The 13,846-nt window shown below is 42.0% G+C and carries 13 protein-coding genes; 5 read left to right on the top strand and 8 right to left on the bottom strand.

Features of this window, described 5'->3' with window-relative positions; all coding sequences use genetic code 11:
* Nucleotides 1-86: 86 nt before the first annotated feature.
* Together GHD25_RS12650 and GHD25_RS12655 are read right to left on the bottom strand one after the other, a co-directional pair.
* Nucleotides 87-383, bottom strand: coding sequence for a YtxH domain-containing protein (locus GHD25_RS12650; RefSeq protein ID WP_164217394.1), 297 nt, complete (start codon nt 381-383; stop codon nt 87-89).
* Between the two features lie 14 nt (nt 384-397).
* Nucleotides 398-871 carry a low molecular weight protein-tyrosine-phosphatase gene (locus GHD25_RS12655; RefSeq protein ID WP_164217518.1) on the bottom strand — a complete coding sequence of 158 codons (474 nt, stop codon included), beginning with the start codon at nt 869-871 and terminating at the stop codon, nt 398-400.
* 220 nt (nt 872-1,091) lie between these two features.
* On the opposite strand from GHD25_RS12655, the gene GHD25_RS12660 reads away from it, so the two are divergent.
* A complete protein-coding gene (locus GHD25_RS12660) occupies nt 1,092-2,456 on the top strand; it encodes an alanine/glycine:cation symporter family protein (RefSeq protein ID WP_164217396.1) in 1,365 nt (454 codons plus the stop codon).
* Nucleotides 2,457-2,630: 174 nt separating this feature from the next.
* Here GHD25_RS12660 and GHD25_RS12665 read toward each other — a convergent pair whose 3' ends face one another.
* The 3 genes from GHD25_RS12665 to GHD25_RS12675 form a co-directional block, all read right to left on the bottom strand.
* A complete protein-coding gene (locus GHD25_RS12665) occupies nt 2,631-3,299 on the bottom strand; it encodes an SOS response-associated peptidase (protein WP_164217398.1) in 669 nt (222 codons plus the stop codon).
* Between the two features lie 26 nt (nt 3,300-3,325).
* Nucleotides 3,326-4,324 (bottom strand): glutaminase, encoded by a 999-nt coding sequence (locus GHD25_RS12670; RefSeq protein WP_164217520.1) that lies wholly within the window; start codon nt 4,322-4,324, stop codon nt 3,326-3,328.
* Nucleotides 4,325-4,606: 282 nt separating this feature from the next.
* The gene (locus tag GHD25_RS12675; protein WP_164217400.1) at nt 4,607-5,377 is read right to left on the bottom strand and encodes a CAP domain-containing protein; all 771 of its coding nucleotides are present in this window, start codon (nt 5,375-5,377) and stop codon (nt 4,607-4,609) included.
* 460 nt (nt 5,378-5,837) lie between these two features.
* Between GHD25_RS12675 and mreBH the strand changes: the two genes are divergently transcribed.
* The 4 genes from mreBH (at nt 5,838) to GHD25_RS12695 (ending at nt 11,176) form a co-directional block, all read left to right on the top strand.
* Entirely contained in the window at nt 5,838-6,845 is a 1,008-nt protein-coding gene (gene mreBH, locus GHD25_RS12680; protein ID WP_164217522.1) for a rod-share determining protein MreBH, read from the top strand.
* A gap of 354 nt (nt 6,846-7,199) precedes the next feature.
* Nucleotides 7,200-8,354, top strand: coding sequence for a CaiB/BaiF CoA transferase family protein (locus tag GHD25_RS12685; protein ID WP_164217402.1), 1,155 nt, complete (start codon nt 7,200-7,202; stop codon nt 8,352-8,354).
* Nucleotides 8,355-8,367: 13 nt separating this feature from the next.
* Complete coding sequence (locus tag GHD25_RS12690; RefSeq protein WP_164217403.1) at nt 8,368-9,573, top strand: acyl-CoA dehydrogenase family protein; 1,206 nt, start codon at nt 8,368-8,370, stop codon at nt 9,571-9,573.
* Nucleotides 9,574-9,730: 157 nt separating this feature from the next.
* Nucleotides 9,731-11,176 (top strand): NAD-dependent succinate-semialdehyde dehydrogenase, encoded by a 1,446-nt coding sequence (locus GHD25_RS12695; protein WP_164217405.1) that lies wholly within the window; start codon nt 9,731-9,733, stop codon nt 11,174-11,176.
* A gap of 106 nt (nt 11,177-11,282) precedes the next feature.
* Here the strand turns inward: GHD25_RS12695 and GHD25_RS12700 are convergent, their stop codons facing one another.
* The 3 genes from GHD25_RS12700 to GHD25_RS12710 form a co-directional block, all read right to left on the bottom strand.
* Nucleotides 11,283-12,125 carry a malate synthase gene (locus GHD25_RS12700; RefSeq protein WP_164217407.1) on the bottom strand — a complete coding sequence of 281 codons (843 nt, stop codon included), beginning with the start codon at nt 12,123-12,125 and terminating at the stop codon, nt 11,283-11,285.
* A 440-nt stretch (nt 12,126-12,565) separates the two neighbouring features.
* Nucleotides 12,566-12,898 (bottom strand): DUF3870 domain-containing protein, encoded by a 333-nt coding sequence (locus GHD25_RS12705; RefSeq protein ID WP_240452356.1) that lies wholly within the window; start codon nt 12,896-12,898, stop codon nt 12,566-12,568.
* The gene (locus GHD25_RS12710) at nt 12,895-13,668 is read right to left on the bottom strand and encodes an IclR family transcriptional regulator (RefSeq protein ID WP_164217409.1); all 774 of its coding nucleotides are present in this window, start codon (nt 13,666-13,668) and stop codon (nt 12,895-12,897) included. The genes GHD25_RS12705 and GHD25_RS12710 overlap by 4 nt, the downstream gene beginning before the upstream one ends.
* Nucleotides 13,669-13,846 lie beyond the last annotated feature (178 nt).

The raw sequence follows: 13,846 nt of genomic DNA on the forward strand, positions 1-13,846 counted from the left end.
CCACTCCCCAGGAACAAATACGCTGCATATTTTAAAAAACTAATATGCAGCAAAAACACAAGGAGTATATTCCCTACGCGGTTTGTCTATTCTATTCGGTCAGCCTCATTTTTATTAGTTATTTTGTCCAAAGAGTTTTCCACCTGCTCCAGTGCGTTGATGGCATTTTCCGCTCCGTTGGCAAAGTTTTTATTAAATGTATCAAATGCAACGCGAACATTATGAACGGCCTCTGATGGGTTTTTCAGTAAATAGCTGGAACTTCTTTTTACAGTACCTAATTTACTTTTTGTATATGTTCTTGTTTCTTTATCAAATAAAGCCACTAAACCCCCAAGTGCAGCTCCGGTCACTACACTCACTATCAATTTCCTTTTACCCATTGTTACTCTCTCCTTTATGAAATAGTGTGCTTTTTCAATATAAAATCCAGCAATTTGCTGCACCCTTCAGACACAAGTTCATACGTATAATCAAAATTGCCTGTATAGTATGGATCGGGTACATTTTCATCACCGGGATCATCAACAAAATCCATTAATTTCGCAATATAAACATCTTCTGTTTCTTTATTTATCCTGCTTAAATCCGTTATATTCTGGTCATCCATTGCAATAATATAGTCAAACTTCGACCAATCTCCATAACTTACCTGTCTAGCCAGCATGCCCTCATAAGAAATATGATTTCTGTCCAGCAGCTCTCTAGTACCTTTATGCGGCTCTTTTCCAACATGGTAGTCACCTGTACCTGCCGAGTCAACGGATATTTTTCCGGTAAGCCCCTTCTGTTCAAGCTTATCCCGGAAGACTGCTTCCGCCATCGGCGAGCGGCAAATATTTCCAAGACAAACAAACAAAACACTTATCATTTTATTCACCCGCAATCCATTTTACCATTATTATACGCATGATTCTGCAAAAATCGCAAAGGTTTACCTGTAAGCGCGAATAGTTAGGTAAAAAACTGTGAAGCATGAATATACCCTTTCTTAATAATACTAATAAAATTCAAATAAGGGTTGACAAAGCCTTGAATTTTTGGAATATTTAATACTAGTTACAAATAATTAATACAAAGGGGGAAGAAGTATGCAAGATATTATTGATGCCATAGGAGGGTTTGTGTGGGGACCGTTCACACTAATTCTTCTGGTTGGTACAGGGATTTATTTAACGATCCGGCTCGGATTCCTGCAAGTAAGAGCACTGCCTTATGCATTAAAATTAGCATTCAGTCCTTCTAAACAGGATAAAAAGTCAAAAGGGGATATCTCCCATTTCCAGGCTTTATCGACGCAAATGGCTGCTACGATAGGTACAGGGAACATTGTTGGGGTAGCAACAGCTGTTATCTTGGGGGGACCGGGCGCTGTCTTCTGGATGTGGGTTACAGCACTGGTCGGGATGGCAACCAAATATGCGGAAGCTATACTTGCCGTTAAATACCGCGTGGAAAACAGCAGAGGTGAAATGTCCGGCGGGCCAATGTATTATCTGGAAAAAGGGTTAAAACAAAAATGGCTTGCTATTCTATTTGCATTATTTGGCGCGGTGGCTGCTTTTGGAATTGGAAATACCGTCCAATCAAAAGCTGTTTCGGATGCATTGAATGATACCTTTAGTATTCCGGCATGGTCTACAGGGATTATACTGACTATTTTGACTGGCTTGGTTATTATTGGCGGAATTAAAAGCATCGGAAGAGTTACTGCTTTTTTCGTTCCTTTTATGGCCTTATTTTACATTTTGGGTGGATTATTTATTCTTTTCATGAACATCGATATTGTACCGGCTGCAATCAATTTAATTTTTACTGATGCATTTACTGCACAGGCTGCCGGCGGGGGTGTACTGGGTACAGTTATCCGCTACGGGGTTGCACGCGGGGTGTTCTCCAACGAAGCTGGCCTCGGGTCTGCACCAATAGCAGCTGCAGCCGCAAAAACGGACTACCCCGGCCGTCAGGCTCTTGTGTCCATGACACAGGTCTTTATTGATACCATAATCGTATGTAGTATTACCGGGATTACCATCGTTATGGCTGATTTGGCAGGCACAGGAATCGAAGGCGGTTCCCTGACGAACGCTTCCTTCACATTTTTCCTTGGTGATTTAGGTAATATCATTGTTACGCTAGCTATCGCATTCTTTGCTTTCTCAACATTGATCAGCTGGTCATACTATGGTGAAAAATGTTTTAGTTACTTATTCAACAGTGATAATCTAGTTCCTTATTATCGAGTATTTTTTGTTATCGTTGTATTTTTTGGCGCGATCGCCCAGCTGGACCTTGTATGGGGCATAGCCGACATTTTCAACGCATTGATGGCTATTCCGAACTTAATTGGACTCCTGGGTCTTTCCGGTGTAGTTGTCTATGAAACAAGGAAATTTATGAAAGTGCGGGAAGAGGAAAAAGAACAGGAAAGAGTTGAAAAAGCAGGCAGAGCTTAATCTGCCGTTATAAGAGGATTGAGCCGTTATACCGGCTCAATCCTTTTTTGATTCGTTAGCCCCCCTTGTTGCGCATAATGCAATCGCTCCAAAGCAAAATCTTCCGGAAAGTAAAGTACACATTGTCAGAAGCCCTTTAACAATAAGCCAGGTTTTATAATAGATAAGAAACCATTAAGCTATCGGTTTAATACAAGCAGCATCATTATTTTTTGCTGCATTTACATAAGTATCAACATCATATGCCGTAAAGGCTTCCTCCTGAATTCCCTGTATAAACTTCCGGGCATCTGCCGGTTTGTCAAAATTAGCGGCAATCCATTCCTCTTCCTTTGATTTAGGCAAGATAATCGGCATTCTGTGGTGAATGTCCTGCATAAAATCATTGGCTTCTTTCGTTAAAATAGTGCAGGTAAACAAAACTTTTCCATCCTCTACCCATTTATCCCACAGTCCTGCAAATGCAAAAAGCCCTCTGTTTTCAACCTGAATTCTTTTAGGCTGTTTTCCGTTCTCCGTCTTTTTCCATTCATAAAAGCTGTCTGCAATAATGAGGCAGCGTTTTTTCTCCATTAGTTTTTTAAAGCTCGGTTTCTCATGCGCAGTTTCACTGCGGGCATTGATCATTTTGTAGCCAATCTTTTCGTCCTTTGCCCATGACGGCACCAGTCCCCATCTCAGGTATCCAGCCCTTTTTTCTTTGCCGTCATGAATAACCGCCAGTACATCCTGGCCGGGAGCCACATTATAACTTGGCTCATAGTTTTCAATCCGATCCTGATTCAAGTCAAACGCCTTGATAATATCCAATTCATCTGCAAGCAGCGTATATCTTCCGCACATTTTTGGCCACCTTTCAATGTATCTATTTAGAATATGCTTAAATCCCATTGGTTGGCAATATGACGCAGCAGTCTGATGCCTGCAATACTGTTTCCCTGTTCATCGAGGGCAGGACCATAAACACCAATGCCGCAGCCATTTTTAAATGGGAGGCTTTCCTCCCGCACCCTCGGCGGACTGACCGCAATAATCCCCCCGGATACACCGCTTTTTGCGGGGACCCCAACGTAGGCCGCAAACTTCCCTGATGCATCATACATGCCGCAAGTCAACATTAATGCCTTGGACAGCCTCGCTACCTGGCGGGGTATAACCTCTTCCCCTGTCGCCGGATCTTCCCCGTCGTTTGCCAGCACTGTCCCTATCTTGGCCAGATCGTCAATGGTAATTTCTATTGAACACTGTTTGAAATAGGTCTCCAACGTAATATTTAAATCTGATTCAAGAAATCCTGTTTCCAGTAGATAATAGCCAATAGCCCGGTTCCTCATGGAAGAATCCCTCTCTGATTCATATACCTCTACGTTAATTTCCGGCCGATAACCAAGTATACGTTCAAACAGTTCAAATAAAGGATTTAATTTTTCATCTGATGTATCCCCTTCAAGCATGGAACTTACTGTTATGGCACCGGCATTAATTAAAGGATTAAAAGGTTTTTCCAGCCGGTTTCTCATTTCCAGATGCATAATCGAATTAAAAGCTTCACCGGTAGGCTCCACATCCACTCGATCAAGCACATAGGACACCCCCCTGGTCATACAGGCAACAATATAGCTGAACACCTTGGAAATGCTTTGAATGGTAAAAGATATATCTGTATCCCCGGAACGAATGGAAAGCCCATCACTGCCAAGAATGGAAATACCCAAATGGTTTTTATTCGCCTCACCTAATATCGGAATATAGGAAGCAACGTTTCCATCTTCCGTATGTTTCCGGTAAAAAGAAACCCAGTCATCAACATAATTCTGCAGCCATTCCTCCGTCGTTTCAGTATTCCAATTAGCTACACCCTGGACCAATATGATCACCCCGCAAATAGTCATTGTATTATCCTTTTTAATTCCTTACCCATTATTATATCGGATAGACTTGAATTATAAAGTATAGTACTCCCCCTATGGGTTAGGCTATTTTTTATCTTTCCCCTATACAAGAAAAGAATTACCTCCATGACAGACGGTATACAGACTATAAGAGAATCCAAAATCCCCATTAAAAAACGGCCACCAATCCTGTAAAAAGATTGATGGCCGTTTCTCTCATACGGTCTTTGGCATTACGCCTTCGTATAGATTAGTTAATTATTTACCAATAAACATCTGTGTCCAGTGATTTCCCTGTTCTACATAGCCTACACCAATATGAGTGAAATCAGCGTTCAGGATATTGGCACGGTGGCCTTCACTGTTCATCCATGCGTTAACTACCTCTTGCGGGCTGCGCTGGCCTTTTGCAATATTTTCACCAGCTGTCCGGTAATTGACGCCAAATTGCTGCATCATATCAAATGGTGAGCCGTAAGTCGGGCTATTATGATCAAAATAATTGTTCGCTGCCATATCACGTGATTTTTCACGGGCAACCTTGCTCAATTCCGGATCAGCTTGCAATGGCTGCAGGCCATGCTTGCTTCTTTCTGCATTCGTCAATTCAACAACTTCCTGCTCAAATTGACTTAGTTCCTCAGCATTGTTATCTGTATTTTGTTTATCTTGCTCTGTTACTGTCTGTTCTTCCGAAGCATTGTTCTGCTCCTCTTGTTTTTCTGTTGCGCCTTCTTCCGGAGCATTATTCTGCTCTTCTTGTTTTTCTGTTACTTCTTCTTCCGGAGCATTGTTTTGCTCTGGCTGCTGTTCAACATTCTGTTCTGAATGCTGCTGATGCTTGTTCCAAAACTTCTGCCAGAATTCATTTCCGGACAAATGCTTTTGCACCTTATTTATAGAATAGTAGATTTTATATGATGAATTCTGCTGTTCCTGGTCGGATGCAGAAGCTGCTGCAGTAGAGATAAATATACCACTGAATAAAATAGTAAATAAAGCTGTGATGATACTTAGTTTTTTCATCATGCTTTTGCTCACTCCTTTTTTTGTTTTGCATTATCATCATAGCATGCATTTTTTGTCACATTCATGGTATAATTTTCCGCAATCAAAACTTGGAGGAAAAAAATTTTAGAAACCTTGTCTTCTCTGCAGTTTACCATCACCAAAAATCGGGTAAATTGGAAAAGGACAGTTACACAGGAAATTTTTACATCTATTATTCTATTGACATCCTTGAAATCTGCTTCTTATATTACAAAACCCATTTTTTTGTAACCAAAATGTTACTTGATTTCCCCCTTATACATCCTTTAATTTATAATGTAGCACTATTTTAAAAAACGGTATTGCAAGATATGCCGCTTAAATAATTATTAATTGCAGAAACATGTGAGAAACCGGCTTTACTTTGAGTCATTGATGTACTTATACAGACAGCAATGTAAAATCATGCAAAATAAAGGAAACAATGGAGGATTTAATTATGTTATCCACTGCTGAAATTGGAATTGACCTTGGAACCGCCAATATACTTGTCTATTCAAAATCAAAAGGTATTGTATTAAATGAACCATCGGTTGTAGCGATTGATGTAAATACGAAAGAAGTGGTAGCAGTCGGAGCGGAAGCAAAAGAAATGGTGGGAAAAACACCGCAAAATATTATTCCGATACGCCCGCTGAAGGACGGCGTGATTGCTGATTATGATATCACGGCGAAAATGCTGAAAGAATTCCTGAAAAAATTAAGCAAAAAAATCGGCCTGTCCATGAGGAAACCGGTCGTAGTAGTATGTACTCCCTCTGGCAGTACAACTGTAGAACGCCGCGCCATCCATAACGCTGTCACCAGCTATGGGGCAAAACAGGTTCATTTAATTGAAGAGCCTGTCGCTGCTGCCATTGGTTCCGATCTCCCTGTGGATGAGCCGATCGCCAATGTTGTTGTAGATATCGGCGGAGGTACTTCTGAGGTAGGGATTATTTCCTTTGGCGGTGTTGTTTCATCCAATTCCCTGCGAATCGGCGGGGATAAAATGGACGAGGAAATTATCCATCACATCAGAAAGAATTATAACATTTTAATTGGAGAACGGACTGCGGAAAATATTAAGATGGAAATCGGCTACGCCCATCCGGATCATACAGAACAAACACTGGAAATACGCGGGAGGGATATGGTAACCGGTTTGCCAAAAACCGTGACCATTACGTCTGCGGAAATACATGAAGCTTTAAAAGAATCCCTGGGACAGATTTTGGAAACAATCCGCGCCACACTGGAAAACTGCCCGCCTGAGTTAAGCGGGGACATTGTAGACCATGGCATCGTGCTGACAGGCGGCGGAGCCCTGTTAAATGGTATGAAGGAATGGCTTTCCAATGAAATTATCGTGCCGGTTCATATTGCGCCAAATCCGCTGGAATCAGTAGCGATTGGTACAGGACGTTCCTTGAAAATGATTACCAAACTGCAAAAGGCTACTAAATAAAAGAACCTGATTACCCGGAAGCCGGCAGGGAAAAACAATTATGTGAATAATTCGTTCAATAAATATGATTAACTTGTTTACAAACCTTTCAGATAATTATATAATAGGGTATAGTTAATCATGTCTTAGAATAATTCCCATTCAAAAACACATGATACCAGGAAACAGCAGCAGGTCAATACGACCTCATGAGAAAACATTTCGAACGACAACAAAGACTGCCTAATCTGCCTGCAGTCCCATTCCGGGGCCCTAGCGGCGGATACAAGCCAGTTCAAGTCATCGTTACAGCTTTTATGACTGTAATTGATTTGAACTGGCTTTTTTTATTTTATAGAGGAAGAGGTGAAAACATTGTCAGGTGCATTAGAGCATATTCGAATTCTGGATTTATCCCGCGTCCTCGCCGGTCCTTATTGTACCATGATATTAGGGGATCTTGGTGCCGAAGTAATTAAAGTTGAAGCGCCGGGCGGAAGTGATGAGACCAGAAGATGGGGACCTCCTTTTAAAAAAGATGTGAGTGCCTACTACTTAAGTGCAAACCGGAATAAAAAAAGCATCACCGCCGACTTAAAGTCTGAAGAAGGAGTGGCTTTGATCAAAGAGCTCGTAAAGGTAAGTGACGTCATCATTAATAATTTTAAAACCGGCACGATGGAACGCTTTGGACTGGATTACGACACCCTGGCAGAAATTAATCCGGGAATTGTTTCCTGCTCCATCACAGGATTCGGCGAAACCGGGCCAAATAAAGATATACCCGGATACGATTTTATTATCCAGGCAATGAGCGGGTTTATGAGTATCACTGGAGATGAAAATTCCGGCCCCCAAAAAGTGGGTGTGGCAATCACGGATATTTTAACCGGATTGTATGCCTGTATTGGAATTCAGGGAGCCCTCTTGGAAAGAACTCAATCAGGAAAAGGTCAAAAGCTTGATATTTCACTATATGATTCTGCCGTAAGTGCGCTTGTAAATGTTGGAAGCAATTATTTGATGTCCGGTGAAATTCCGAAAGCACTCGGCAATCATCATGCAAACATTGTACCCTATCAAACTTTTAAAACCAGGGACGGTGAAATGGTTATCGCAGTGGGAAATGATAATCAATTCAGTATGCTGTGCAAGTTAATAGGAAAGCCGGAATATGCCACAGACCCGAGATTTAAAACAAACCCGGACAGGGTGAAAAACAGAGAGACCATCGTTCCGCTTTTGCAGAAGAAGCTATTGGAAAAAACAACGTCATATTGGCAGGAACAATGCAGGCAGCATAATATTCCATGCGGACCGATTCAAAACATTGCTGAGGTTGCCGGTGATCTTCAACTGCAGGCGAGGGATATGTTTGTAGATTATGACCATCCTACTGCCGGAGACATCAAAATGATCGGGAGTCCATTAAAACTATCCAGAACGCCTGTCACATTCAGACAGCATCCGCCTGATGCGGGCGAACATAATGAGGAAATTCTTGCACATTTAAAGATAAACAATAAATAAGGAGAGGATCTACATGAATTTTGAATTTACAGTGGAACAAAAAATGCTGCGCACCACGGTAAGAAACTTTACGGACAAGGAGATTTTGCCGCATATTGCCCAGTGGGACAGGGAGGGTAAATTTGATCCCGCGATCATACAAAAGCTTGCGGAACTTGGTCTGATGGGTGTATGTATCCCTGAGGAATACGGGGGCAGCGGCATGGATTATAATTCGCTTGCCATCGTTTGTGAGGAGCTGGAACGCGGGGATACTGCTTTCCGTACAGCCGTATCCGTGCATACTGGGCTTAACAGTATGACTATCCTGCAATGGGGAAATGAAGAACAGAAGCAGAAATACCTGGTACCACAGGCAAAGGGCGAAAGAATTGCCGCTTTTGGACTGACAGAACCGGGAGCAGGATCTGACGTGGCTTCGATGGAAACGACGGCAGTTAAAGAAGGGGATTACTACATCCTCAACGGACAGAAAACCTGGATCTCCCTTTGTGATACTGCGGATAATTTCCTTGTATTTGCCTATACGAAGGATCGCTCCGAAAGACATAAAGGAATATCGGCATTCATTGTCGAACGCGACTGGGAAGGTTTTTCATCCAAAGCCATTAAAGGAAAACTGGGAATCAGAGCCGGAAATACCGGTGAGCTGTTCTTCGATAATGTAAAAGTGCCAAAGGAAAACATGCTGGGTGAAGAAGGTGAAGGATTTAAGATTGCCATGTCGGCCTTGGATAATGGAAGATTTACGGTTGCTTCCGGTGCTGTAGGACAAATCATGGCCTGTTTGGAAGAAAGCGTGAAATACTGCCATGAGCGAAAAACATTTGGAAAAGAAATCGGCAAGCATCAGCTGGTGCAAAAAATGATTGCTGATATGGAAGCCGGACTGCAAATGAGCCGTCTGCTTGTTTATCGGGCGGGGGAACTGAAAAACCAAGGTAAACGCAATACGAGAGAAACCTCTCTTGCCAAATGGCAGGCATGTGATTTTGCAAATAAAGCAGCAGATGATGCCGTACAGATCCACGGGGCATACGGGTTCTCCGATGAATATCCGGTTGAGCGATTCCTGCGCAACTCAAAAGCACCGGTTATTTACGAAGGCACCCGTGAAATCCATACAGTGATGCAGGCAGAATATGTACTTGGCTATCGCGAAGATAAGGAATTAAATAAAATGCTGCCTGCATGGAATGAAACAGAATACGCAAAATAAATCTTACTATTCATCTATATATTTACGTTTTACACTGGGAGGGTCAGACTTCCGCCAGGCTAAAGTAAGCTGCATCAATCCGGCGGAGGGCTGACCCTCCTGTGTTGATATTCGGGTGAATTATGCGATATGATAAGAAGAAAGGGAGGTTTCTGACATGTTTGAAAAGTTAACCAAAAGTATTTACATTGACGGGGAATGGAGAGCAGTGAATGAACAGCAGACAGACACCGTCTATAACCCTGCCACGCTGGAGCCGATCACGAAAGTGGCTAACGGAGGAAAAAAAGAGGCTGAGGAAGCAATCAAGGCCGCAGCAAAGGCATTCCCCCCCTGGAGCGAGATGCCGGGAAGAAAGCGGTCGCATATTTTGTATAAGGCTTCCGAGCTGATGACAGAAGATGCCGAGCGCTTAGGCAGAATTTTGACTTCAGAGCAAGGTAAACCATTAAAAGAAGCCATCGGAGAGGTAAAAGGGGCGGCTGCATTTCTGTTATGGTATGCTGAAGAAGCTGCACGTGCCTACGGGGAATGGCTCCCATCATCGGCACAATCCAAGCGTATGCTTGTAATTCCGAAACCGGTCGGTGTAGTAGGGGCCATTACACCGTGGAATTTCCCATCATCCATGATTACCAGGAAGCTTGGTCCCGCGCTTGCTGCCGGATGTACCGTCGTCCTGAAGCCATCAGAAGAAACACCACTCTCTGCTGTGGAAATTATAAAGGTTTTTGAAAAAGCAGGAATGCCTAAAGGGGTGGTTAATATGGTGACAGGAGATGCACAGCAAATAGGTAATGCCATGTTAACCAACAAAGAGGTTCGTTTAATCACCTTTACCGGTTCTACTGCAGTTGGAAAATACTTAATGCGCGAAAGCTCAGAACATGTAAAAAAACTCTCTCTGGAACTTGGCGGACATGCACCGAGCATTGTATTTAAAGATGCAGATATTGATAAAGCAGCCAAACTTGTGCTGGCGAGCAAATTCAGGAACAGCGGACAAACCTGCATTTGTACCAACCGCCTGTTTGTGCATGAATCCATCGCAGACAAATTTACAGAAACGCTGAAAGAAAAGGTCGGCAAAATGAAAGTTGGCTCAGGTATGGAAGATGATACGGAACTGGGACCTTTAATCAATAAAGCAGCATCTGAAAAAGTGCACAGCCATATGGAGGATGCCGTTGAAAAAGGTGCAAAAGTAGTCTCCGGCGGCGGATACTGGGAAGGCAATCTTAATGGACATTTCTATAATCCTACCATTCTTTCAAATATAGATGATGATATGAAAATCATGAACGAGGAAACATTTGGACCGATTATTCCCATTCAGACGTTTCATGATGAAAATGAAGTAATTCAAAAGGCTAATGATACAGATTACGGCTTGGCCGCCTACATATTCACGGAAAACACGAACCAGGCAATCAGAGCATCCGAAAAGCTGGATTACGGAATTGTCGGGATTAATGACGTATTTCCAGCCACACCTGAAGCACCATTTGGCGGAATTAAGCAGTCCGGCATCGGCAAAGAAGGCGGACATCACGGCATGGCAGAATTCCTGGAAGAAAAATATGTTTCCATTGGCATTGGATGATTAATGTTATCATTTCTTTGTAAGGGACAGTTCCGGGAGTGATAAATACTACAAGGGACGGTTCATACGCTTTGACAAAGCATATAAACCGTCCCTATATGTCATCTTATGATTGCTTTAAAGCACCGTTCGCCTCCGGAATGTTGTCCATGTCCAGGACATTCATTTTACAGAAGTATTCCAGAAAGTCTTCAGCTGCTTTAACTTCTTCATCATTCTTTTTTAAGGCAATGATATCTTTTAGAATCTGAGCAGTCCAGATATTGTCAAAATAGCGATACTTACCAGAATTCCACGTCTTTCGGTGGGGATAATTATTATTGACATAATAATTCCAAAAAAGCATTTTCTCAGCTTCTTGATCAGTGAGTTTAATTCTAAATTTTGCATGAGCCGGAACCATTCCATCATCGCTAAGCTCGCCGGTAAATGTTTCGTCTACCATGTAGAGACCAATAATCTGCCTGTCTGTTTCCGGTTTGTCCGGCTTTCTTACAGTCAGAAGAACTGCGCTGTTTGGAGACAGCCGGGCGGGTCTGTTAGGCTCCCCTTTATTTTTTCCGCTTTGAATTCTGCCGGGAGATACTTGCCAGTCGATAAACACATTTTGCAGTTCTTCTTCATCCAGCCAGAAAACAATTTGTGAGCTTTCATGGATTTTATGGTTCTTCAGTTTCTCCCTGCGCTGCTGTTCAAGCTCCTGCCGTTCTTTTTCTTCCCTGCGTTTCTTTTCAAGTTCTGCCTTTTCCACTTCTTTTGCAGCAATTACTTTTTTCAGAGACCTTGCAGTATCCTGGTCCTTTAGTTTTATAAACCGTCCAAAAGCATCAGGGTAAACGAATGTTTTAACATCATCATTAAATTCAACCGTGATAAAAGATTCATCCTGTTTCACGATATCCCCTTCACCAAACACTTTATGAGTTATTTCTTTGTGCAGTAAATTCATTAACCCACGCTCCCTGTATATTATTAATAGGTGAATATTTTACCCATTTTCCAAGCAGTCGCCTCTTAGGACCAACTGGCATGAATAAAATAGTGTCCAATAAAAAAACGCACCCAACATCCAAAAGAAATTGCGCACATAATCAACGAATGTTCTCTCAAAATTACTGTAATTATATATTAACATACATTCATAAATAAAGCAATTTTTTCATTGACAGGGTACATTTATTCATTGTATAATTATAAGTTTCTCTAATCCGCTGTAAGGTTATTATAAGAAGCAGTGATGGTAATCATAGCCCGCCCAGGGGAGTACTTTCATGTCAGTGAGAACTAAAGACTGTCATAAAATAAAAAGAGATACTAAACCACTTATGATTAGTATCCCTATAATCTATTTTATATATGCTGCTTTTAAAACAGATTCCGTTTAATAATCTACTGTACTTCTTTTCCTTTGTAGGCTTCATACTGCTTATACAAATCCTTCAATGCAGAAGCCAAAGCATTCCCTGCTTTCCCCAAATACCTGTCCTTTACTTCATTTACCGGTTCCTCTATCCCGTCCTGCAGACTATAGCCCTTTAGCAGGTGCTGAATGAAGTCTCTTCCGTGATCCGTTGCCAGTGTGCAGTTTGCTGTAACGATCACACTATATTTTTTATCAATTTCAGCAGTAATGGTAAGCGTTTCATAGATGCTTTTTGCAGCCATTCCGGAAGGCAGCCTTGCATGGCCTGCAATAAAAACAGTATTATTCAACATACTCATATCCTTTCCAACCTTTTAAACCCAAGTTTATCAGAAATTTCTCCCGCTGTCTGGTTTGTTTTCTGCTTGATCAGTTCCAGATGCTCCCCTGTAAAATGACTGGACAAACCGCTGACTGCCAATGCGGCAACTACTTCATTACGGAAATCAAATATCGGATAGGATATGCCTGTTGTGTCTTCATCCTGTTCTCCGGCGCTCCAGGAAAAGCCTTCCTCTTTAATTTTATGCAAATCTTCCTTCAGCTGGTCCGTTTGAATGGGTTTCCCGTTTGGATAGACTGCTGATTTAGCTAGCTGGATAACTTCCTCCTGCTTTTTTTCAGGTAAATAGGCAAGCAGCAGCTTGGGGCCGGAACCCGCGTATAACGGAGCACTTTTTCCAACCCTTGTATATAGCCGCAGTGCCCTGGTGCTGTCCACCTTTTCGATATACGTCGCTTCTCCCTGATTAATCACAACCAGGTGAACCACCTCATTGATTTCTTTTCCCAGCTGCTGCATATAAGGAAGAGCGATCTTTCGTACTTCCAATTTGTCTGAAACCAGCTGCCCCAATTCAAGAAGCTTTAACCCGAGCCGGTATCTGCTGTCATGTTCGTTTTCTTTTGCTTTATTTAAAAAACCGGCCTCTTCCAATGCTGACAAGAGCCGGTAAGCTGTTGGTTTCGGGAGATTGGAACGGAGGGAAATTTCTTTCAATGATAATTCATAAGTTTCCTCTGTAAATAAATCCAATAGCTTTAATGCTTTTAGTACACTTTGATTCATTGTTTTATCCCCTTTTGCAGCGAGCACCATTAATTCCATACTCTTTTTCTATCAAAAAAATACCGGGAATACAAATAAAAGTACGCTATACCTGTGCTGTAAAAGCATACCTAATGGTTAGCGGCAGTAAAAAAAGCTGAGGGCAGGACAAAACAACTTTAGTAAATAGAAATACGAA

This window comes from Virgibacillus aidingensis, from assembly GCF_010994035.1.
Lineage (GTDB): Bacteria > Bacillota > Bacilli > Bacillales > Amphibacillaceae > Virgibacillus_N.